A 22,570-nucleotide genomic window follows, 5' to 3' on the forward strand; every position below is an offset into this window, starting at 1 on the left:
AGTAGGAAGAGGACGACTGCAAGTCGTCTCTCCCGGGGGAGTCGACGCTTCGCGACGACCGTCGGCCTCACTTTCGAGCGACCGACGCGACCTGCATACACGAGGACATCCGAACCGACGATTGATCGATGGACACTGTCCGTTTCCTCTGCCTGGCCTCCCGTAAAAAGTCCGCAAAATCAGAGCTGCTGTAAGCGCGGCGTTGCGGTCGCTCCCGAACGGGGCGGGAACGACAGACCGCGGCGACGCTCGCCCCTGTCGAGGATCCCGACCCGGATCCCGGATCCGATCTGTTTTTCCGAATCGGCGCGACAGGGGTAGGCGGGTAGACTAGGCGCCCGGCATCCCCCGCCGCCATCTTCGACTCCCGAATCAGGACACCCGTGGATCCCAGCTTCGTCCATCTGCATCTGCATTCCGAGTATTCCCTGGTCGACGGACTGGTGCGGGTCAAGCCGTTGGTCAAGCGCGTCGCCGAGCTGGGGATGCCAGCGGTCGCCATCACGGATCAATGCAACTTCTTCGCCTTGGTGCGCTTCTACAAGGCCGCGGTCGCGGCCGGACTCAAGCCGATCGCGGGGGCCGACCTCCTGGTGCGCAACCCGGAGGACGCGAACAAGCCCCACCGTCTGGTGCTGCTCGTTCAGGATGCGATCGGCTATCGCAATCTCACGCGGCTCATCTCGCGCGCCTATGTGGAGGGACAGCATCTCGGGGTGCCGCACGTGGAGCGCGACTGGATCGCGTCCGCTGCGGAGGGGCTGATCGCGCTTTCGGGCGGGCCGCAGGGCGATGTCGCCCAACTGCTGCTGAACGGGCATCGCGATGCCGCCGAGCGACGGCTTGCGGAGTGGCTCGCGGTCTTCGGCGACCGCTTTTACCTGGAGCTGGTGCGGACCGGGCGCGAGCAAGAGGAGGCGCTGGTGGAGGCCAGCGTGGATCTCGCCATCCGATTGGGCGTGCCGGTGGTGGCGACCAACGACGTACGCTTCCTCCATCCCGAGGACTTCGAGGCCCACGAGGTCCGGGTCTGTATCCACGAAGGGCGCACGCTGGACGACCCGCGCCGTCCGCGCCGCTACAGTGCCGAGCAGTCGCTGCGCAGCCCCGCGGAGATGGCCGAGCTCTTCGCCGATCTGCCCGAGGCGCTGGAGAACTCGGTCGAGATCGCCAAGCGCTGCAACCTGGAGCTCACACTCGGGAAGAACTTCCTGCCGGATTTCCCGGTCCCGGACGGGATGACGATGGACAGCTATTTTGCCGAGGCATCCCGGGTCGGGCTCGACGAACGCCTGCAGCGGATCCTGGACCCGGAGTCGCCGGACCTCGCCGAGCAGCGCCGACCCTACATCGAACGGCTCGACCTCGAGCTGTCCGTCATCATCCAGATGGGCTTCACCGGCTACTTCCTGATCGTCGCGGACTTTATTCAATGGGCCAAGGCGCAAGGCATTCCGGTCGGACCGGGACGCGGCTCGGGCGCGGGCTCGCTGGTCGCCTATGCTCTGAAGATCACGGATCTGGACCCGATCGAGCACGATCTGCTGTTCGAGCGGTTCCTGAATCCCGAGCGCGTCTCCATGCCCGACTTCGACGTCGACTTCTGCATGGAAGGCCGCGACCGGGTCATCGACTATGTCGCCGGGAAGTACGGTCGCGAGGCCGTGTCCCAGATCATCACCTTCGGCACCATGGCGGCCAAGGCGGTGGTGCGCGATGTCGGGCGCGTGATGGGCCATCCCTACGGATTCGTCGACCGGGTCGCCAAGATGGTGCCCTTCGAGCTGGGCATGACCCTGGAGAAGGCGCTCGCCGAGAGCGACGATCTGAAGGCCGCCTACGAGGACGACGAAGAGATCCGGACCCTGATCGACATGGCCCGCAAGCTCGAAGGTCTGACCCGCAATGCCGGCAAGCATGCCGGCGGCGTGGTGATCGCACCGACCAAGCTGACCGACTTCGCACCGCTCTACTGCGAGCAGGGCGGGGAAAACCTGGTCACCCAGTTCGACAAGGACGACGTGGAGCAGGTCGGACTGGTCAAGTTCGACTTCCTGGGTCTGCGCACCCTGACCATCATCGATTGGGCGCTCAAGACGGTGAACGCGCTGCGTCGCGAGGCCGGCGAGGCGCCGATCGATATCGAGCGGATCGAGCCGCAGGATACCGAGGCCTTCGCGCTGCTCAAACGCTGCGAGACCACCGCTGTTTTCCAGCTGGAGTCGCGCGGCATGAAGGAGCTGATCAAGAAGCTCCAGCCCGACAGCTTCGGCGATATCACCGCGCTGGTGGCGCTCTTTCGCCCCGGCCCACTGCAGTCGGGCATGGTCGACGACTTCATCAATCGCAAGCACGGCCGCGCGGAGGTCGCCTATCCGCACCCGGATCTGGAGCCTATCCTCAAGCCGACCTACGGCATCATCCTCTATCAAGAGCAGGTGATGCAGATCGCCCAGGTGCTCGCCGGCTATTCGCTCGGCGGCGCCGACCTGCTGCGCCGGGCGATGGGCAAAAAGAAGCAGTCCGAGATGGACAAGCAGCGCGCCATCTTCGAGGAAGGGGCGGTCGCGCGTGGGGTCGACGGCAACGTTGCGACCTATATCTTTGACTTAATGGATAAATTTGCAGGTTACGGCTTCAACAAGTCACATTCGGCCGCCTATGCACTGGTCAGCTATCAGACCCTCTGGCTGAAGACGCACTACACGGCGGCCTTCATGGCGGCGGTGCTGAGTGCGGATATGGACAACACCGACAAGGTGGTGACCCTGATCGAGGAGTGTCGCGCGCTGCGTCTGCGGGTCGAGCCGCCGGCGGTGAATCGCTCCGCCTACCGCTTCACCGTCGCCGATCCGCGCACCGTGATCTACGGCATGGGCGCCATCAAGGGGGTCGGAGAGGGTGCGATCGAGGCGATCATCGCGACACGCACGGCCGAGGGCCCCTTCCGCGATCTGTGGGATTTCTGTCGGCGGATCGATCTGCACAAGGCCAACCGACGCGTCCTCGAGGCCCTGGTCCGCGCCGGTGCACTCGACGAGCTGGGGCCGAACCGCGCAACCCTGATGGCCGAGCTGCCCTTGGCGCTGAAGCTCGCCGAGCAGCATCATGCGACCCGGGCGGCCGGCCAAGCCGATCTCTTCGGTGCGCTGGAGCCGGTCGCCTCGCCCGAGCCCGATCCCCAGCTCGCGACCGAGGTCCGTGTCGACTGGGAAGACGAACAACGTCTGGCGGGCGAGAAGGAGACACTCGGGCTCTATCTGACAGGCCATCCGATCGATCGCTACGAGTCGGAGCTCCAGGCGATGGCGGTCAGCCGGATCGCCAAGCTCTTGGAGACGGATCGCGAGCTGGGTCGGCGCGACCGGCGCGATCGCGAGAAGCGCAGCGTCGCCGGTCTCGTGGTCTCGGTGCGTCACGGCAAGACACCGCGCGGGCGCATGGGCTCGGTGGTGCTCGACGATCGCACGGGGCGCATCGAGATCACGGTCTTCTCCGAGCTCTACGAGCAGTTGCGTCATCTGCTGGTGCCGGATCAGATCCTGCAGATCTCCGGGGTACTCAATTTCGACGAATACCGCGACAGCTGGTCCTTGCGTGCCGACGACGTGCGGACCTTCGAGCAGGCGCGGGCGAGCATGGCCGATCATCTGGGGCTGATCCTGGATCTCTCGGACCCCGCCGCCCATGCCGAGGGACTCGCCCGGCTCGATGCCTTGCGCGCCGCACTCGCGGCCTTTCGCGACGGGGATCTTCCGGTCCGTCTGCGCTATCGTCGCCCGGGGGCCGCAGGCGAGCTGGTGCTCGGCGACGCTTGGCGTGTCGAGCCGGCCGATGCCCTGCTGAAACGTCTGCGACAGCTCCTCGGGGGCGATGCGGTGAAGGTTGTCTACGAACGCTCGCCCCTGCCGGTCGCGCAAACCGAGACGCAACGTCCGCGTCTGGCGGCGGTGGGCTGATGCAGACCGGGCACCGCGTTCGACAGATCCTCGCCGTCGCGCTGCTGATCGGCGCCGGCTGGTTGATGGTCGGCCTGATCGGCGATTTGAATCGCGTGAAGGTCCTGAAGACGGATCTTGCCGAGATCCACCATGTCCGCTACGGGCTGTTGGATGCCGACGTCTGGGTCGCGCGGATCGGGGAGATCCTGGAGAAGCGGGTCGACGAGCTGGATCTCACCGAGGACAGTCGGGCACAGGTGACGCAGGCCGTGACCCAATTGCTGGACACCCTGATCCGCGAGATCGAGCGCAATCTCGCGCAGCGCCGTCCGGACCCCGGCGGAAGCTGGCTGAACCAGCTCCAAGGCGTCCTGCAGCAGGGTTTGCAGGATCTGCTGCTGGATGTCGCGCGCCTGCGCGATCGTGTGCCCGAGTACGCCGATGCCTTCGTCGAACAACTCTCCGTGCCCGGTGTGAAGGAGCAGATCAAGGCGCGGTTGCAGGTGCTGCTTCGCGATGCCGTGGCCTCGAGCGGTGCCGGAACCGATCGACGACCGTTGGAGGCCGTCTTGGTGGGTTATGGCTGTGCGGATGTCGATGCCTGCTCACGCCTGATCGTAACCGAGATCGGTGAGCTTCAGCCCCGGATCCAACAACAGCTCGGGGCGGTGATCGGGCTGACGGCCTTGGTGTTCATGGTCTCGCTCATTGGGGGTGCCCCCCGTGGGAAAGCCTCTGACGGGACGACCGATCGGCTCGCCCCGGCCCTGCTCTTCGCACTCGTCGGCGCGACCTTCCTCCTGCTCGTCGGCGGACTCGCCACGCCCATGATCGAGGTCGATGCACGCATCACCGCCCTCACCTTCCAGTTGCTCGGCGAGCCGGTCGTCTTTGCCGACCAGGTGCTCTACTTCCAGACCAAGAGCATCGTGGACGTGATGCGGATCCTGTTCGAGTCCGGCCAAGCCGATATGCTCCTGGTCGCCGTCCTCCTGACCCTCTTCAGCGTCGTCTTTCCCGCGCTCAAGCTGTTGGCGACCTATGCGTTTTACTTCGATTGGAGCGGCTCGCGCGGATCGGCGACGGTCGGGTTCTTCGCACTCAAATCCGGCAAGTGGTCGATGGCCGACGTCATGGTCGTCGCCATCTTCATGGCCTACATCGGCTTCGATGCCTTGGTCGCCAACCAGCTCGGCGGTCTCCGGGGCGCGAGCGATGCAGTCACCGTTCTGACCACCAACGGCACCTCCTTGGAGCCCGGCTTTTATCTCTTCCTCGGATTCGTTCTTGCCGGACTCGTCCTGTCCACTGCACTCGAAAACCGACTCGACCGGGATCGATAGACTGCGCTGCGCTTGTCCACCCTACGCGTTTGTCCAGCCGGCAGCGGCGATAGGCCAAGACGCGGCCATCCCTCATCGAGATGGCCCGTTCCGTGCATGATTTTGCTGGATGCCCCTTTGAACCTCAACCGGAGTCCGTCGCGATGACCACCAGAGAATTCGACAGCATCGTCATCGGGACCGGACCCGCCGGTGAAGGCGCGGCGATGAAGCTCGCCAAGGCCGGGCATCGGATCGCCGTGATCGAGGCCCACAATGCGGTCGGCGGAGGCTGCACCCATTGGGGCACCATCCCCAGCAAGGCGCTGCGCCACTCCATCCAGATGCTTGCGGACTATCGACGCAACCCGCTGTTCCAGCACACCCAGCATCAGATCGAGGCGGCGTTTCCGGATCTGCTGCGTGCCGCCGACGGCGTCATCAACGATCAGGTCCGCACCCGCTATCGCTACTACCAGCGCAATCGGGTCGAGGTCGTCTTCGGGCGCGCGCGCTTTCTGGGCGAGGATCGGATCGAGGTCCAGCGCCCGGGCAGCGTCACCGAAGAGCTGCGCGCACAGCACATCGTCATTGCCACGGGCTCGCGCCCCTACCATCCGCCGGACGTGGATTTCACCCACCCGCGTATCCGCGACAGCGACTCGGTGCTCGGACTGAAGCACACCCCGCGCTCCATGACCATCTATGGTGCAGGGGTCATCGGCTGCGAGTACGCATCGATCATGGGCGCACTCGATGTAAAGGTGAATCTGGTGGATACACGCGACCGACTCCTGTCCTTCCTCGACGACGAGATCACGGACGCGCTCGGCTATCACCTGCGCCAGCAGGGCGTGGTGATCAGACACAACGAGACCTACGAGCGTGTCGAGGCCAGCGACGACGGGGTGGTGCTGCACTGCAAGTCGGGTAAGAAGTTCAAGACGGACATCCTGCTCTGGGCCAACGGGCGCACCGGCAACACCCACGACCTGGGGCTCGAGACGATCGGACTGATACCCAACCAGCGCGGCCAGCTCGAGGTCAACAAGAGCTATCAGACCGCCTTGCCGCACATCTACGCCGTCGGCGACGTGGTCGGGCAGCCCGCACTGGCCAGTGCCAGCTACGATCAGGGGCGATTCGTCGGCGCACACATCGCCGACGGCGCCTGCGACTGGTCTCTGATCGAGGAATTCCCGACCGGGATCTATACGGTCCCGGAGATCAGCTCCGTGGGGCGGACCGAGCGCGAACTCACCGCACTGCAGATCCCCTACGAGGTGGCCCAGGCGGACTTCAAGAGCATCGCCCGCGCCCAGATCACCGGGCACACGGTCGGCATGCTCAAGCTCCTGTTCCACCGCGAGACCTTGGAGATCTTGGGGATCCACTGCTTCGGCGAACAAGCCGCCGAGATCGTGCATATCGGTCAGGCGATCATGTCACAGCGCGGCGAGGCGAACAGCATCCGGTACTTCACCGAGACCACCTTCAACTACCCGACGATGGCGGAGGCCTATCGGGTGGCGGCGCTCAATGGCTTGAATCGGCTCTTCTAAAGCTGAACCGCGCCCGGAACAACAGCCAAGGTCGCCTGTGGATTCGGCCTCTTGGCGATCAAGAGACCTCGCAGTCGACGCGGTTCAGGACGATAAGAGAATCATTGATTTAAGTTGCGATGACGGGTCTGTTGCGTCGCAGGATCAACTTTGGGTTGATATGTTAGAAAATCCTTATATACTGATACCCTAATCAGGACGCAGTCGAAGGGCAACGACAATAATCAGCTTGCTGCCGACGCCGGTTTCATGGCGCGGATACCCGGAAGCCATGACGCCCATGGACGGCGCGACCCCGACGATGTTGCCTGCATCCGTCCCTGATGAAAATCCGCGAGTCCCGATCGACCGATGCGTCGAGCGGCAGCGGCTCCCCGATCGACGGGGAGGGCTCGCAGAACGACCAAGACCCATCATTTTCAATTCTTGTTCAAGTCTTAAAGGTGTGTTCCATGTCCAAGCTCGTCCAAGCAGCCTCGCTCATTGCCCTTGCCGCCGCCGCGTCCTCCGCCGGTGCCTGGTATAACGCCCCCGTCGCACCGGTCATGACCTCCGAGATGGCCGAGCAGCAGATGCAGGCCATCTCCGCACATCACGAGGCGATGGCCGAGCAGCAGCACAAGGCCATCGAGCAGGCGATGGAGGCGCATCGGAAGATGATGGAGCAGCGCGCCGCCGATTTCGCTCGGATGCCGTCCGGCATCGACGCGGGCTTCCCCGAGATGCCGCCCATCCCGGAATTCGCTCAGTACCCCGCAATGCCCGAGATGCCGGCCATGCCTGAATTCGGCCAGATCCCGGCCATGCCGGAGATGCCGGCCATGCCCGAATTCGGTCAGATCCCGGAAATGCCGGCGATTCCGGAATTCGTGAAGACGCGCACGGATGAGATGGATGCCCATCGCGCCAAGGTTCAGCAGGGCATTCAGGAGCGTCGCGCCGCTTTCAAGGCAGAGAGCGAGCAGCGTCGTGCGCAACATCCGCGCGCCACGGAGCGTACCCACATGGCCGGTTTTGCACCCCACATGCACCCGGCGATGATGTCGAACAAGGACTGTGCGCCGAAGACCCAAGGCGCCGAGCAGCAGGCCGCCGCGACTGCGCAGTAAGCACCCGGCACGCCGAGGCGATCACCTCGAAGAGGCGCCTCGCGCATGACACGAAGACCCCGGCAACGGGGTCTTCGCGGTTTCAACTAGGTTCAACTGTCGGATCCCTGCCGATATCGGTTGCTCGGCCCTGGTTGAAATAGTCCGCGAGAAAATCATCGAAACAACGATCGTCGGTCGCCTCGATCGCCTCTTGCTGCGCGACCGACTCGCGGACGAGCCGCTCGAGCGCTGCTTCGCGCTCGGGATCGATGCGGTGGTGCCTGAGGGTCTCGCGGTGGGTCTCGGTCAGACGCCGAGCGAAGCTGAAAAAGCCCTCCCGGCGCTCACGCATCATCGCAAGGATGCGGGCAGAGGGGGTCGCATCCGGATCCGCGACCTTCTCGCGTTGTCGCTCGACACTCTGCACATACGGACCATCCGACACCCCGTCGAGGAGCTCGGCAACCGCGATCATGTCATCGAGGATCTGGCTCGCCCAGACACGCAAGGGTACGCCCTCGCGGAGGCGGGACAACACGAGTCCGGACTCGCGTCCACGATGGGCGGTCAGCACCTGATTCTCGTCGATCTCGCGCCGCTCCCGCGCGCCGATACGGGGACTGTCCAGGATCAGGCAATAGAGCATCAGGGTTTCGAGGAATCGAATCTGCTCGGCCGTAATCCCGACCGGCTCGAAGATATTGATGTCGGGCGAGCGCAGCTCGACGTACCGAACACCGCGGCGACGCAGCGCAAGCGTCGGACGCTCCATCCACTCCGTGATCTGCTTGGGACGCACCGTGCTGTAGTACTCGTTCTCGATCTGAAGAACGTTGGCATTGAGCTGCTCGTAACGATCGCCGACCTTCACGCCGATCTTCTCGTACTGCGGACAGGGGGTCTCGATCGCCCAGGTCAGGCTGCGCACGTAGGAATCGAGGCTGTCGTAGCTCGCCTTCATCCCGGTGCCTTGTTCCTGTTGGTTTTGATACCCGATGTCGCCCATGCGCAGCGAGGTCGCATCAGGGTAATAGAGCGTGTGAGGATCGAAGATCTGCAGATCGGTGTCGCGGCCCTGCACGAAGCTGGCACAGACCGCGGGCGATGCACCGAAGAGATAGGGCACGATCCAGCCGACACGCTGTAGGTTGCGGACCATCCCCATCTGCACCTCGGAGCGATAGGCCACGCCATCGCCCTCGACGCCCTGAGTCGCCTGGTACAGGTCCAAAAACGCGTCGGCAAACGAGAAGTTGAAATGCAGACCCGCGATCACCTGCATGGTGCGACCGTATCGGTTCCCCAACCCACGCCGATAGACCGTCTTCATGGTCGCGGCGTTCGACGTTCCGTATTGCGCCAGCGGGATACCCGCACCGCCCTCGAGCACGCAGGGCATGCTGGTCGCCCAGATCAGCTCGTCGCCGAGATGACGATAGACGTACGCATGCAGGTCGGTGAGGAATCCCAGGACCTCGTCGACGCTGGAGGTCGGGGGCGTGATGAGCTCGAGCAGCGCCTCGGAGAAATCCGTCGTGATATAGGGATGCGTCAAGGCGGAGCCGAGCGCTCGTGGATGCGGCGACATGGCGAGATGGCCGGCCGCCGACGCACGCAAACCCTCCTTTTCCAGGCCGATGCGATTGTCCCTGAGCCGCTCGGACGCGCCGCCCGCACGCAGACGCTCGATCCGCGCTTCAAGATCCTTCCGAGACTGATTCAATGACTGATCCTTGAGATCGGCAGTGTGCTGCGCCTAGCCCGGGCGGTGGCCGACGACCGGTTGATCCACGACGACAGGATGCGGCAGCGCTCCCGCGCACCGTCCGGACGACAAGAGGCAAGATTCGAAAACCTGAATCGCGTCGACTCCGATGCCCGTGAATCCATGCGGCGTCGAGTCAACGTGAAGACGGCGCATGTCATTGAGGAACGCGATTCAGTCACGCATCACCGCACGCGGCCGTTCGGTGCGATCGAGCAAGACGGCATCGGCGAGGATTCGGGCCGCCTCTTCCACCTGAATGCGCGCGATAGCCTCGCGTTGGGCATCGAGCAGGTCCTCGTCGACCTGCTCCTCGGAGTCCTCGTCCACCGGAGCAATTCCGCGAGCACGGAGGTAGCTGTTCTGCTGTTCCTTGAAGACGCTTCCGCGCAGCTCGTCGTCCTTGCGCCGAGCGCGCTCCTGGAGCGAGACGTGGGTTTGGGCCTCGACATCGCGCATCAGCTTGCTTCGCTCCACCAGCATCGTGAAGCCGGGATCTCTTGACACGCGCTCCGCTGACTGCAGCGCGAGGAGCTCGACGCTGACGGAGCCGACTTTCTTGTATTCGGCCGGTCGGATCCGAGTCCAAGGCAGGGCATTGTCGAGGGATCTCTCGCCGTGGTCGACCATAAAATCGGCAGTCGGGAAACGAATATCGGGCTCGACGCCACGCAACTGCGTGCTCCCGCCGCTGATACGGAAGAATTCGGCCATCGTCAGACGGAGGCGACCGAGATTGTTTTGCTCCCCGGGGACATAGCGATTCAGATCGATCAGGGTCTGCACGGTCCCCTTCCCGAAGGTGGGCTCGCCGATCACCAATCCGCGCCCGTAATCCTGGATAGCGCCGGCAAAGATCTCGGAGGCGGAGGCACTGTCGCGATCCACCAGCACGGCCAAGGGGCCCCGGTAGGCAAGGCCGGGCTCCGGATCCGTCTCGACCTCGATCTTGCCGAAGGCGTCCTTCACCTGCACGACCGGACCGGTATCGATGAAGAGACCGGTAAGCGAGGTCGCCTCGGCCAACGAGCCGCCGCCGTTGCCGCGCAGGTCGATCACGATGCCGTCGACGCCCTTCAGGACCAAGTCGTCGATCAGCTGGCGCACATCCCGGGTCGTGCTGCGGAAGTTTCGGTCACCCGAGCCCTCGGCTTGGAAATCTCGATAAAAGGCCGGGATCTCGATCACGCCGATCCGCATTCCAGGCGCGTTCTCCAGACTGTCCAGGACCGACCCTTTCGCGGCCTGATCTTCGAGCTTGATCTCGTTGCGTACGATCGCAACCTCGCGCACGCCGCCGTTGGTCGCAGCGGATTTGGGCAGAAGCTGCAGTCTCACGACCGAGCCCTTAGGTCCGCGAATCTTGTCGACGACGTCCTGGAGGCGCCATCCCACGACATCCTCGATCGCCCCGTCGAGACCCTGCGCAACCCCGACGATCCGGTCGCCCGTCTGGACCTGGCCGGACTCACGGGCCGGACCGCCCGGGACCGTGCTCTGAATCACCGTGTATTCGTTGTCCGCGCGCAGGACGGCGCCGATACCCTCCAGCGACAGCTTCATGCTGATGTCGAAGTTCTCGGAGGTGCTGGGCGACATGTAGCTCGTATGCGGCTCAAGCGTCTGGGTATAGGCATTCATGAACGTCTGGAAGACGTCGTTGCCGTCGAACTGATGGGTGCGACGAACCAACCCTTGATACCGCTCGCTCAGCCGTTCGCGAATCTCCTCGTCGGTCTTGTCGGCCATACGCAGGGTCAGGAAATCGTTCTTCACCCGCTTGCGCCAGATCTCGTCCAGCTCGGCGCTGTCCTTGGCCCAGGGCGCGTCCGGAGAGTCGAGCCTGTAGGTCTCTTCGCGATCGAAGTCGAAGGAGCCCTTCAAAAGACCTTCGGCATAGATGACGCGCTCGTCGACCCGCATCCGATAGACCCGAAAGACGTCGAACGCCAGATCGAGCTCGCCGCGACGCAGCCCTTCGTCCAAGCGTTTCGCGCCGCCCTTGAAGCGCTCGACATCGCGGGCCAGAAAGAAGGATCGGCTCGGATCCAGTGCCTTCAGATAGCTGTCGAGGACCTCTTGCGCAAAGTCGTGGTCGAGCTTGACCTTTCTATAGTGAAAGCGCTCCAGAACCTTGTTGATCACGACCGCCGATTTGGTTTGGGCAGGGTTCGGGAACAGCTCCGAAAGGGGTATCTGACGAGGGGATGCAAGGACAAGTGTCGCCGCCAGGAAGGCTGCGACGGCGAAGGCAAGGCGAGACAGGCGCGATCTCATAAGCGGTTCTCGTAATCAATCTCTTTGCAGAGAGACAACGTTGGTTGGACGGGGTTTCTGGCCCAAACCGCAAAGACCTCGATCCAACGCCGAGCGGAGCATTGCCCGCAGAAAATACACCGAGCGTTCGGTAAAGATGGGGCCGCCGCGGCAGCTCTTCATGGGCACAGCGTCATCCGCAATTAAACCGCGCCGGCTCCGACGGTCCTCGGAGCCGGCGCGGTCAATCCACTCCATCACATGACGCATACTGCACCCGGCGCGGTTTAGGTCTGGTAGACCTTGCGTCGGTACAGATCGGTGCGACGACTCACGACCCGATCGACGAACAGCAGACCGTCGAGATGGTCCATCTCATGCTGGACGGCGCGCGCCTCGTATCCCTCCATCACGTACTCGGTCTCGCGGCCGTCGAGGTCCTGCGCCTTCAAGCGGATACCGGTTGCACGGATGACATTACCGGTGTAGTCCGGCACCGAGAGACAGCCCTCGCGGCCGATCGCATAACCTTCCCAATGGACGATCTCGGGATTCACCAGGATCAGGTAACCGTGATTGGGTGTCTTCGGACGACCCGAAACATCCACGATCACGATGCGCTGAAAGCGTCCGACCTGGGGGGCAGCAATGCCGACGGCGGCCGGACCGGCCAAGCGGGTCTCTTCCAGATCAGCCACGAAACCGCGCAAGTCCTCGTCGAAACACTCGACCGGCTCGGAGACCTGCTTCAGACGCGGGTCCGGAAGCTTGAGGATATCGAGGATTGCCATGACTCAGCCGATCAGGATATCGACGGGGGCGACATCCACGGAGACGCCTTGGGTGCTCAGCGCCGACAGCGCCGTTTGAACCTCTTCGATGGTCCGCTCGCAATAACCCTGAATGTTCATAATGTAAACTGGATGTTGCGCATCGCCCGCGACATCGGACTCGAGCTCGAGGATATTGAACCCGTGCTCGGCAAGGATCTCCGTCACGTCGGCGACGATGCCTGCACGATCGGCCCCGAAGACCCGAACTTGGAGATTCGGGAGCAGGTGCCGGTGCAGGCCGCCCGGCACCGGATCCAGATGGATCCGCAGACCGAGTTCCTCGGCGACCGGGCGCATGGCGGCCATCAGCTCCTCGCGGGGGCGCTCGCCGCTCACCATCAGCATGATGGTGAAATTGCCGCCGAGGCGGATCATGGACGCCTCGCCGAGGTTGCATCCGCAGGTGTAAAGCGCTCGCGTCACGCGCGAGACGATGCCCGGGCGGTCGGCACCGACCAGGGTCAGCATGTTCCAATCAGGCATGAAGTGCGTCTCCCGCTGCAGCGTCGCCGTCGCCGTCGAGCCAGATCAGGCTCGCCATCCGCCCGGTGACGCCGTCGCGCCGATACGAAAAAAAACGTCTTGGATCCGAATGGGTACAGTAACCGCCTCCATAGACGCCTGTCACCCCGAGCCTGGCAAGCCGGCGACGTGCCAGACCGGCGAGGTCGGCCAGAAAGCGCCCGTCGCGCGAGGCACGGAATGCATCGATCGACTCCGGATCCGCCTCGAGGAATCGCTCGCGCACCTCGGGACCGACCTCGAAGGCATCCGGACCGATCGCCGGGCCGAGCCAGACCAAGATCCGCTCGGATGCCCCACCCATGACCTCGATCGCACGCTCCAGGATACCGGAGGCCAGACCGCGCCAGCCGGCATGCACGGCCGCCACACGGGTTCCCCGGTCGTCGCACATGAGCACCGGCAGACAATCAGCCGTCATGACGACACAGACCACATCGCCCTCGCCGGTCACGGCCCCGTCGGCCTCACAGCCGCCGAGCGGGCGTGCATCGCCCGGGATCGCCGAACCCTCGCCCGCGAGCCGGCAGCCATGCACCTGTCGGAGCCAAAGCGGCTCGCTCGGCAGCTGCAGGTGCTCGCGCAGAATCGCGCGATTGCGGGCAACCCGCTCGGGCGCGTCGCCGACATGATCACCCAGGTTGAGGCTCGCATAGACGCCGGTGCCGACGCCGCCGTCGCGGGTGGTGGAATAGGCCCGCACGCGCGCCGGTGCGGGCCAATCGGGCTCGATCATCTCGGGTTTAATCCTCCTCGGCTCGGGCGGATGGGGATGGATGGGCCTCACCCGGAAGCCTCGCTGCGAAACTGCTCGAGCAACCCCGCGAGATCCGCCGGCAACGGACTCTCCCAGCTCATCGCCGTCCCGAGCGTCGGATGCTCCAAACCCAGACGCAAGGCATGCAACGCCTGACGCGGGAAGCTCTGAAGCGCCTCGATGAGACCCGCGGATGCCCCCTTCGGCGGTCGCGGCCGACCACCGTAGGCGCGGTCACCAACCAGAGGATGCTGTGTATGGGCCATGTGCACGCGAATCTGGTGCGTCCGGCCGGTTTCGAGCTCGACGGCGAGCAGGCTGTGACCGGCAAATCGCTCCAAAACCCGAAACCGGGTGATCGCAGGCCGCCCGCTGGCGACCACGGCCATGCGGGTTCGCTGTGTCGGATGACGTCCGACCGGTGCCTCGATGCGGCCGCCGGCGACCACCTCGCCGATGACCAGGGCACGATACTCGCGGTGGACCTGCCGAGCCTGCAGCTGCTCGACCAAAGAGCGGTGCGCCTCGAGCGTCTTGGCCACCACGAGCAGCCCGGTCGTGTCCTTGTCCAGGCGATGCACGATGCCGGCTCGCGGCACGCTCGCCAGCGCCGGATCGTGGTTGAGCAGGGCGTTCTGCAAGGTCCCGTCGCGATGCCCGGCCGCCGGATGCACCACCAGACCGGCCGGTTTGTCGAGCACGAGGATCTGCTCGTCTTCGAAGACTGGATTCAGCGGAATCGCTTGCGCGAGACAATCGCCGAGCGGCTCGATCGGCGCGTCCAGCTCGATCAGCTCACCGCCCCAGACCTTGTCGCGCGAGCGCCGGGCCACCCCGTCCACGCGCACCTGTCCGGACTCGATCCAAAGCTGCAGCCGACTGCGCGAGAGCTCGGGGATGAGGGCCGCCAACACCTGATCGAGTCGGCGGGCCGCGAGTTGCGGCTCGACCCGAATCGCGCGTCGCATGCGCATCGGGCCGGAAGCGACGGGCGGCGGGATGTCCGTGTCGGCGTGCGTCATGACCGATTCACCGATCCGCCGCGGGTGTATCCTCGCGCGCGAGGACGATTGGCTTCGGGTATACTGCGTGAGGAAATCAACAGGTATCTCTGATTCATGCGAAGAACGTTAACACGACTGCCGGCGCTCGTGCTCGCCGTCGCGCTCGCCGGCTGCGGCGTCTTCGGCAAAGAGATCGATCTTACCGAGAACTGGAGCGCAGCCAGACTGTACGCCGAGGCATCCTCCGAGCTGGACTCGGGCAACTATGCCAGGGCGATCGAGTATTACGAGAAACTGGAGGCGCGTTATCCGTTCGGGCGTTATGCGATGCAGTCGCAGCTCGACGTGGCCTACGCGCATTATCGCGCCGACGAGCCGGAGGCCGCGATCGCCGCGGCGGACCGCTTCATCAAGCTTTACCCCCAAAACCCGTACGTCGACTATGCCTACTACCTCAAAGGGCTGGTCAACTACAACCGCAGCGTCGGGTTTTTGGATCGGTATGTCCCGACCGATGCCTCGCAACGCGATCCGGGTTCGGCTCTCGATGCCTTCGTGGATTTCTCGGTCTTGGTCGAGCGTTTTCCCGACAGCCGCTATGCCGAGGATGCGCGGCAGCGCATGCTCTATCTGCGCAACAATCTCGCCAAGCACGAGATCAACGTGGCGCGCTACTACATGCGCCGCGGCGCCTACCTTGCTGCAGCGAACCGCGCAAACTACGTGATCGAACGCTTTCAGCGCACAAGTGCCGTCGAAAGTGCGCTCGAGGTGTTGATCGACGCCTACACGGCGCTGGGCAAGCGCGAACTGGCGGCAGACGCAAAGCGCGTTCTCGACTTGAACCGAGAGGCAGGCCGATTCGCCGCCGAAGAGCGCGATCCGGGCGACGTCAGTCTCGCACGGAAACTCTGGGAATACCTAAGCCTCGATCAGAATTGACCGCATTAAACCGCGCCCTGCGCGGTATGCGATGTTTTTGGATGGGTTCGACCCCGGCCGTTTTGACGAGCGCTGGAGCTGGCGCGGTTTAAGATATTCAAAAATATATTATTTTAAACCGCGTCCCCGCCAAGGGCCGTGCATGCACCAAACGTCGAACTCACTCGAAAGTGAGCATCTCGCTCTGGATGCGGTTTAGACCGCGGCCTCGTTCTCTTCCCCGGTGCGGATACGCACCACATGCGTCACATCCGACACGAAGATCTTGCCGTCGCCGATCTTGCCGGTCCGAGCGGCCGTTGTGATGGCGCTGATACAGGTCTCCACCAGATCATCGGTGAGCACCAGCTCGATCTTGACCTTGGGCAGAAAATCCACGACGTACTCGGCGCCCCGATACAGCTCGGTGTGCCCTTTCTGGCGCCCGAAGCCCTTGACCTCGATCGCTGTCATGCCGGTGATGCCCGCGGCGGAGAGCGCCTCGCGGACGTCGTCCAGCTTAAATGGCTTAATGATGGCTTCAACCTTCTTCATGACGCTCTCCATTGTGGGATCCGGCTACCGAAGCCGTTGAGTATAAGTTCCATACATGGCCTTGAACAGCGACCGGGTTAAACCGCGACGGCGACACCTCTCGAGCGGTCGACGCGATACCCGCCGAGCGGCGAGTCATGCCGCTCGAGACCAAGCCTAAAATCCGCTCGTGATCGGATAGCGGCGGTCCCGACCGAACGCCCGGGTGGAGATCCGCACGCCGGGCGGGGCTTGCCGGCGCTTGTATTCGTTGCGATCGACCAACCGGGTGATCCGACGCACGATCTCGGCCGGATAACCGCGCGCGACGATTGCATCGACACCTTCGTCTTCCTCGATATAGAGCCGCAGGATCGGATCCAAAACCTCGTAGGGAGGAAGGCTATCCTGATCGGTCTGATCGGGCCGCAGCTCCGCGGAGGGCGCACGCGTGAGCACACGCTCGGGGATGACCGGGGAGCACCGGTTGCGATAGCGCGCAAGTCGATACACCAAGAGCTTCGGCACGTCCTTGATGGGCGCGAAACCGCCGGCCATATCGCCGTAGAGTGTGGCGTAGCCGACTGCCATCTCGCTCTTGTTTCCGGTGGTCAGCAAGATGCGTCCGGTCTTGTTGCTGATCGCCATCAGGATGATACCGCGGCAGCGCGCCTGGATGTTCTCCTCGGTAACGTCCGCGGCCAGACCCTCGAAGGCCGGCTCGAGCATCGACAGGAACGACCGGAAGGCCGGCTCGATCGAGATCAGCTGGGCCTTCACGCCGAGTGACTCGGCCTCCTCGAAGGCATCCGCGTTGCTCATCTGCGAGGTATAGCGCGAGGGCATCAAGACGCCCTCGACCGCGTCGGCACCCAGCGCGTCCACGGCGATGGCGAGCGTCAGTGCGGAGTCGACACCGCCCGAGAGACCGAGCACCGCCCCGCTGAAACCGTTCTTACGGACATAGTCGCGCACACCGAGCACCAAGGCGCCGTAGACACTCGCCTCCTCGTCCATCGCCTCGTCGTCGAACGCCGGCGCGATGTACTCGGGCGACGCGCCGACCGGGCGCCCCTCGTCATCGAGGTCGAACGTGAGCAGATCCTCCTCGAAGACCGCCGCGCGATGCAGGATCCGACCCGCGCCATCCGCGACAAACGAGGCACCGTCGAAGACCAATTCATCCTGCCCCCCGACGAGGTTTGCATAGACGATCGGGATGCCGTGCTCGCTCGCCCGACGCGCGACCAGCGCCTCGCGCTCGGCACGCTTGCCGACATGAAAGGGCGAGGCATTGATGTTGACCAGGATCTGCGCTCCGGCCTCGACCGCCTGCCGTGTCGGATCTTCCTGCCAGATGTCCTCGCAAACGCTCAAACCGATCTTCAAACCCAGGTGATCGAGCACCAAAGGGGTCGCGCCGGCCTGAAAGTATCGCTTCTCGTCGAAAACGCTGTAGTTGGGCAAATGCTGCTTCGCATACTCACCGATCAGCTCGCCGTCGCGCACCACAGCCGCGACGTTGAACAGCCCGCCGACGGCCCGAAGCGGATAGCCCAGCACCAGGGTGACCCCTCGACACTCCGCGCGGATCCGCTCCAATGCCGACTCGACGCGCTGCAGCAGCTCGGGACGCAGCAAGAGATCCTCCGGCGGATAACCCGTGAGGGTCAGCTCGGGAAAGACCAACAGATCGACGCCGTCCGCGCGCGCCGAGGCCGCCTCGGCGATCACCCGACCGGCGTTGCCCACGACATCCCCGACAACGAGATTCAACTGCGCGACCCGGATACGACATCCCACGGCGGGATCCTCTAGTTGCAACAAGAAGCTTGGTGTGGCCGCCAACGGCCGGCCCCCGGCTATTAGCTCTCAGCTCTCAGCTCTCAGCTATCAGCTATTAGCTATTAGCCCTCTGCTCTCTGCTCTCAGCTCTCAGAGCTGCCAGCCTCCGCAAAAGGCGTATGAGGGAGCGACCCGGTTTGGCTGACGGCTGATAGCTGATAGCTGAGAGCTGATAGCTGACGGCTGATAGCTGACGGCTGACGGCTGATAGCTGGCGGCTGGCGGCTGGCGGCTGGCGGCTGGCGGCTGGCGGCTGGCGGCCATCATCACCCGCCGAGCAGCTCCGCCAGTCGACTCCCCATCTGCGCAGGCGAGCGCACGGTCACGGCACCCGCCTGCTCGAGGGCGGCGTACTTGCCCTCGGCCGTCCCGCGTCCGCCGGTGACGATCGCACCCGCATGTCCCATGCGTTTACCCGCGGGCGCCGTCACCCCGGCGATGTAGGCGACCAGCGGCTTGGAGATCCGCTCGCGGATGACCTCCGCGGCCTCTTCCTCGCCGCTGCCGCCGATCTCGCCGACCATGATGATCGCCTCGGTCTGCGGATCCTGCTCGAAGAGATCCAGACAGGCGATGAAATCGAGACCCTGGATCGGGTCCCCGCCGATTCCGATGCAGGTGCTCTGGCCCAGACCGGCTTGGGTCGTCTGCCAGACCGCTTCGTAGGTCAGGGTCCCGGAGCGCGAGACGATGCCGACCCGGCCGGGCGCATGGATGTTCCCCGGCATGATGCCGATCTTGCAGGCACCCGGCGTGATGATGCCGGGACAGTTGGGACCGATCAGGACCGCCGGGCTGCCCGCGAGCGCGGCCTTCACCCGCACCATATCCAGGACCGGGATCCCCTCGGTGATGCAGACGATAACCCGAATCCCGGCGTCCGCCGCCTCCAGAATCGCATCGCCGGCATAAGCGGCAGGCACGTAGATCATGGTCGCATCCGCGCCCGTGTCGCGAACTGCTTGATGCACGGTGTCGAAGACCGGCCGATCGAGATGGCGCTGCCCGCCCTTGCCGGGGGTCACGCCGCCGACCAGGTTGGTTCCGTAGGCGATCGCCTGCTCGCTGTGAAAGGTGCCCTGCTTGCCCGTGAAGCCCTGACAGATGACCCGTGTGTTGCTGTCGACCAGAACGCTCATCTCAAACCCCTCCGGAGCCGGCAGCTCGACCGGCAGCCGCGTCCACGACCCGCCGGGCCGCCTCGCCGAGACCCGCCATCGTCTCGACAGCCAACCCGCTGCGCGCGAGCATCTCCAGGCCCTGCGCGGCATTGGTACCTTCCAGGCGCACCACCACCGGGACCGAGACCTGAACCTCCCGCACCGCCTCGATGATGCCCTCCGCGATCAGGTCGCAGCGCACGATGCCGCCGAAGATGTTCACCAGCACGGCGCGGACATTGGTGTCGGAGAGGATCAGCTTGAAGGCTTCGGCCACGCGCGCTGCCGTGGCCCCGCCGCCGACATCCAGGAAATTGGCCGGCTCGCCGCCGTGCAGTTGCACCAGATCCATGGTCGCCATGGCGAGCCCGGCCCCGTTGACCATGCACCCGATGTTGCCGCTGAGGCTAATGTAACTCAGCTCATGTCGCTGCGCGGCCAGCTCGCGCGGATCCTCTTGACCCGGGTCGCGCAGCGCCTCCAGATCCGGGTGGCGATAGAGCGCGTTGTCGTCCAGGTTGATCTTGGCGTCCAATGCGATGAGTTCGCCGCGATCGTCGACCACCAGCGGATTGACCTCCACCAGACTCGCATCCTTCTCGACGAAGAGGCGATACAGCCCCTCCATCAGCAGCCCGAGTGACTTGATCTGATTCGGGTCCAGGCCAAGCCCGAAACCCAAGCGGCGCACCTGATAGGGCTGCAGACCGACCGCCGGGTGCACGCGCACCCGCAGCAAACGCTCCGGCGTCTCGGCCGCAACGCGCTCGATATCCATCCCGCCGGCCTCCGAGGCGACGAAGAGGACACGCTCGGTCTCGCGCTCCAGGAGCAGCCCGAGATAGAGCTCGCGCGCGATCGCCATCGGCCGCTCGATCAGGAGCGTTTCGACCGGCAAGCCGTCCGGCGCGCTCTGACCCGTGACCAGTCGCGTGCCGAGCAAACGCCGTGCGGCACTCTCGACCGCGGACGGACTCTCGGCCATGACCACGCCCCCGGCCTTGCCGCGCCCGCCCGCATGGACCTGCGCCTTCACGACCCAGCGCTCCCCGCCGAGCGCCCCGCAGGCTGCCACGGCCTCCTCGACCGTGCTCGCCGTCACGCCGTCCGGGATTCGGATCCGGTGCTCGTTGAACAGCCGTTTCGCCTGGTATTCGTGTAGATTCATGGTGTGCTCGTCGTCGCGGTGTGCCGAACCCCGAAGCGCCGCGACCGCATGGCCGGGCCCCCGCCATTCTGGTCTAATCCGCGGCAGGTTGGCAAAGGCGCATTTATCCTCCGCACGCAATGCGCCGCCCGAGGGCGTGTCCGAGCATGAGACGACCAATGACGAATCACCCCGAATCCACGGCGGGCCACCCGATTTCGGCAGCGCGCCCCGACAGCACTCGACAACCCGGGCAGCCCGGCCACCCGCATCCGACCTGGATCGCGCTGCGTTGGCTGTTTCTGTTTCGGCTCGTGGTGCTGATCGGACTCATCCTGCTCTTCTCACCCTCGGCGCTGGACCCGCTCATCACGCCCGCCAACGCCGCGCTGGCCTGGAACGTCCTCATCTTTTACGCCATTGTGGTGCTGCTGAGCGGGCTGAACCTCTACGCGCGGTGGCCGAGCCGCGGGAGCCAGGTCCACCTCGCCATCTACATCGATATCATCGCCTTCACCTTCTTGATGTATGCCGCGGGCGGCGCCGCAAGCGGTATCGGGATCCTGATCGGCGTCACCGTCGCTGCCGGGGCGCTCCTGATGGAAGGGCGCCTGGCGCTTCTGTTCGCGTCCTTCGCCGCCCTTGCCGTGCTCACCGAGCAGATCTATTCGGACCTTTACGGGCACGTGGCGACCGCAAGCTATACCCAGGCCGGCCTCCTCGGCGCCATCTTCTTCGCCGTGGCGCTGCTGGCGCATGTGCTCTACCGCAGGGTGCGCGAGGCCGAGGCCATGGCGGCGCGACGCACGGTCGATATCGCCAATCTGACCAAGCTCAACGCCTTCATCATCGCCAACCTCGACACGGGCATCCTCGTCGTCGACGGCGAGCGTCACCTGCGCCTGAAGAACAAGGCCGCCCTGGAGCTCCTCGACGTCGATGCGATTAAGCCCGGCAGCTCACTGGTGGACTTCTCCCCGGAGGTCGTCGAGTGGCTCGAGACCCAGGTCCAAAACCCGGCGCCGGAGGGCACGGTCATGCGGGTCGGCGAGCGCGAGCTGCGTGCGACCCTTAAGCTTCTCGGCGATTATCGCGCCTCCGGCGCCTTGATCTATCTGCGCGACAACCAGGAGCTTACCCGCGAGGCCCAACAGATCAAGCTCGCGGCACTCGGCACACTCACCGCCAGCATTGCCCACAACATCCGCAACCCGTTGAGCGCCATCACCCATGCGAGCCAGCTCTTCGCCGACGGCAAGGATCTGCCCGAAGACGACCGCCACCTGCTCGACATCATCCGGCGCAACAGTGCGCGCATCGACGAGACGGTGCGCAGTGTTCTCCAGCTTTCGCGCCGCGACCGCATGGATCCGGTGTCGATCGATGCGGCACTCTGGATCGAGGAGTTTGCCGAGGAGTTTCGCGAGACCCACCGACTCGCACCGGACCGTCTCACGCTCGAGATCACCTTCTCGCCCGACCCGGTCGAGGTGGATCCGCGCCACCTGCACCAGATCGTTTCCAACCTCTGCGAGAACGCGCTGATTCACGGCGGATACGGCAATGAGCCGCCGCGGATCAAGATCCGCCTCCTGCCGATCGGCGAGACCGCAGATCAGCCACTGATCGAGATCGCCGACGAGGGACCCGGAATCGACGCCAAGACCGCGCGCGACATCTTCAATCCATTCTTCACCACGAAGACCAGCGGCACGGGCCTCGGTCTGTATATCGCCCGAGAATTGGCCGAGACCAACGGCATCCATCTCACCTACGAGCGCGCCGATCCCCACGGCAGCCGATTCAGACTCCACTTCACCCGTTAAACCGCGCCCGGTCCGGTATGCGTCATTTGCTGGAATGGCTTGGCCACGCCGGCTCCGACGACTACGGGAGATGGCGCGACTTAA

16 protein-coding genes are annotated in these 22,570 nt (G+C 64.5%); 6 read left to right on the plus strand and 10 right to left on the minus strand.

Annotated features, from left to right (window positions below):
- Positions 1 to 383 precede the first annotated feature (383 nt).
- The 4 genes from dnaE to BDD21_RS02970 all read left to right on the plus strand — a co-directional run bounded on the left by dnaE (position 384) and on the right by BDD21_RS02970 (position 7,934).
- Positions 384 to 3,959, plus strand: coding sequence for a DNA polymerase III subunit alpha (dnaE, locus tag BDD21_RS02955; RefSeq protein WP_120795878.1), 3,576 nt, complete (start codon positions 384 to 386; stop codon positions 3,957 to 3,959).
- Complete coding sequence (locus BDD21_RS02960; RefSeq protein ID WP_120795879.1) at positions 3,959 to 5,284, plus strand: paraquat-inducible protein A; 1,326 nt, start codon at positions 3,959 to 3,961, stop codon at positions 5,282 to 5,284. Before dnaE ends, BDD21_RS02960 begins: the two co-directional genes overlap by 1 nt.
- Positions 5,285 to 5,427: 143 nt before the next feature.
- A complete protein-coding gene (sthA, locus tag BDD21_RS02965) occupies positions 5,428 to 6,825 on the plus strand; it encodes a Si-specific NAD(P)(+) transhydrogenase (RefSeq protein ID WP_120795880.1) in 1,398 nt (465 codons plus the stop codon).
- Between the two features lie 452 nt (positions 6,826 to 7,277).
- Entirely contained in the window at positions 7,278 to 7,934 is a 657-nt protein-coding gene (locus tag BDD21_RS02970; RefSeq protein WP_147430984.1) for a hypothetical protein, read from the plus strand.
- 82 nt (positions 7,935 to 8,016) lie between these two features.
- On the opposite strand, the gene gshA is transcribed toward BDD21_RS02970, so the two are convergent.
- The 6 genes from gshA to rluD form a co-directional block, all read right to left on the minus strand.
- A complete protein-coding gene (gene gshA / locus BDD21_RS02975; RefSeq protein WP_120795882.1) occupies positions 8,017 to 9,639 on the minus strand; it encodes a glutamate--cysteine ligase in 1,623 nt (540 codons plus the stop codon).
- Positions 9,640 to 9,855: 216 nt separating this feature from the next.
- The gene (locus tag BDD21_RS02980; protein ID WP_120795883.1) at positions 9,856 to 11,958 is read right to left on the minus strand and encodes a carboxy terminal-processing peptidase; all 2,103 of its coding nucleotides are present in this window, start codon (positions 11,956 to 11,958) and stop codon (positions 9,856 to 9,858) included.
- 266 nt (positions 11,959 to 12,224) lie between these two features.
- On the minus strand, positions 12,225 to 12,728 hold the full coding sequence (gene def, locus BDD21_RS02985; protein ID WP_120795884.1) for a peptide deformylase: 504 nt from the start codon (positions 12,726 to 12,728) through the stop codon (positions 12,225 to 12,227).
- A 3-nt stretch (positions 12,729 to 12,731) separates the two neighbouring features.
- Positions 12,732 to 13,253, minus strand: coding sequence for a glycine cleavage system transcriptional repressor (locus BDD21_RS02990; protein WP_120795885.1), 522 nt, complete (start codon positions 13,251 to 13,253; stop codon positions 12,732 to 12,734).
- Complete coding sequence (gene pgeF, locus BDD21_RS02995; protein WP_120795886.1) at positions 13,246 to 14,028, minus strand: peptidoglycan editing factor PgeF; 783 nt, start codon at positions 14,026 to 14,028, stop codon at positions 13,246 to 13,248. Before pgeF ends, BDD21_RS02990 begins: the two co-directional genes overlap by 8 nt.
- Before the next feature lie 47 nt (positions 14,029 to 14,075).
- Positions 14,076 to 15,023: a 23S rRNA pseudouridine(1911/1915/1917) synthase RluD gene (gene rluD / locus BDD21_RS03000; protein ID WP_211335178.1), complete on the minus strand. Its 948-nt coding sequence runs from the start codon at positions 15,021 to 15,023 to the stop codon at positions 14,076 to 14,078.
- Positions 15,024 to 15,167: 144 nt separating this feature from the next.
- Here rluD and BDD21_RS03005 point away from each other — a divergent pair, with 144 nt between their 5' ends.
- Positions 15,168 to 15,995, plus strand: a complete 828-nt coding sequence (locus BDD21_RS03005; protein WP_120795888.1) for an outer membrane protein assembly factor BamD — start codon at positions 15,168 to 15,170, stop codon at positions 15,993 to 15,995.
- A gap of 195 nt (positions 15,996 to 16,190) precedes the next feature.
- On the opposite strand, the gene BDD21_RS03010 is transcribed toward BDD21_RS03005, so the two are convergent.
- The 4 genes from BDD21_RS03010 to sucC all read right to left on the minus strand — a co-directional run bounded on the left by BDD21_RS03010 (position 16,191) and on the right by sucC (position 20,681).
- Positions 16,191 to 16,529 (minus strand): P-II family nitrogen regulator, encoded by a 339-nt coding sequence (locus BDD21_RS03010; RefSeq protein WP_093032757.1) that lies wholly within the window; start codon positions 16,527 to 16,529, stop codon positions 16,191 to 16,193.
- A gap of 156 nt (positions 16,530 to 16,685) precedes the next feature.
- Entirely contained in the window at positions 16,686 to 18,311 is a 1,626-nt protein-coding gene (locus BDD21_RS03015; RefSeq protein WP_120795889.1) for an NAD+ synthase, read from the minus strand.
- 308 nt (positions 18,312 to 18,619) lie between these two features.
- Positions 18,620 to 19,492, minus strand: coding sequence for a succinate--CoA ligase subunit alpha (gene sucD, locus BDD21_RS03025; protein WP_120795890.1), 873 nt, complete (start codon positions 19,490 to 19,492; stop codon positions 18,620 to 18,622).
- Between the two features lies 1 nt (position 19,493).
- Entirely contained in the window at positions 19,494 to 20,681 is a 1,188-nt protein-coding gene (gene sucC, locus BDD21_RS03030) for an ADP-forming succinate--CoA ligase subunit beta (RefSeq protein WP_120795891.1), read from the minus strand.
- Between the two features lie 158 nt (positions 20,682 to 20,839).
- On the opposite strand from sucC, the gene BDD21_RS03035 reads away from it, so the two are divergent.
- Positions 20,840 to 22,486, plus strand: a complete 1,647-nt coding sequence (locus tag BDD21_RS03035) for a sensor histidine kinase (RefSeq protein WP_120795892.1) — start codon at positions 20,840 to 20,842, stop codon at positions 22,484 to 22,486.
- Positions 22,487 to 22,570: the final 84 nt, after the last annotated feature.

Origin of the sequence: Thiocapsa rosea, assembly GCF_003634315.1 — a bacterium.
Classification (GTDB): Bacteria; Pseudomonadota; Gammaproteobacteria; order Chromatiales; family Chromatiaceae; genus Thiocapsa; species Thiocapsa rosea.

Bases quoted from the DNA above. Each gene is read 5' to 3' on its own strand.
- sucC (WP_120795891.1), bottom strand. From the start codon at position 20,681: ATGAATCTACACGAATACCAGGCGAAACGGCTGTTCAACGAGCACCGG.
- BDD21_RS03005 (WP_120795888.1), top strand. From the start codon at position 15,168: ATGCGAAGAACGTTAACACGACTGCCGGCGCTCGTGCTCGCCGTCGCG.
- BDD21_RS03010 (WP_093032757.1), bottom strand. From the start codon at position 16,529: ATGAAGAAGGTTGAAGCCATCATTAAGCCATTTAAGCTGGACGACGTC.
- BDD21_RS02970 (WP_147430984.1), top strand. From the start codon at position 7,278: ATGTCCAAGCTCGTCCAAGCAGCCTCGCTCATTGCCCTTGCCGCCGCC.
- BDD21_RS02980 (WP_120795883.1), bottom strand. From the start codon at position 11,958: ATGAGATCGCGCCTGTCTCGCCTTGCCTTCGCCGTCGCAGCCTTCCTG.
- BDD21_RS02960 (WP_120795879.1), top strand. From the start codon at position 3,959: ATGCAGACCGGGCACCGCGTTCGACAGATCCTCGCCGTCGCGCTGCTG.
- BDD21_RS02990 (WP_120795885.1), bottom strand. From the start codon at position 13,253: ATGCCTGATTGGAACATGCTGACCCTGGTCGGTGCCGACCGCCCGGGC.
- sthA (WP_120795880.1), top strand. From the start codon at position 5,428: ATGACCACCAGAGAATTCGACAGCATCGTCATCGGGACCGGACCCGCC.
- rluD (WP_211335178.1), bottom strand. From the start codon at position 15,023: ATGCGCATGCGACGCGCGATTCGGGTCGAGCCGCAACTCGCGGCCCGC.
- def (WP_120795884.1), bottom strand. From the start codon at position 12,728: ATGGCAATCCTCGATATCCTCAAGCTTCCGGACCCGCGTCTGAAGCAG.
- sucD (WP_120795890.1), bottom strand. From the start codon at position 19,492: ATGAGCGTTCTGGTCGACAGCAACACACGGGTCATCTGTCAGGGCTTC.
- pgeF (WP_120795886.1), bottom strand. From the start codon at position 14,028: ATGATCGAGCCCGATTGGCCCGCACCGGCGCGCGTGCGGGCCTATTCC.
- BDD21_RS03035 (WP_120795892.1), top strand. From the start codon at position 20,840: ATGACGAATCACCCCGAATCCACGGCGGGCCACCCGATTTCGGCAGCG.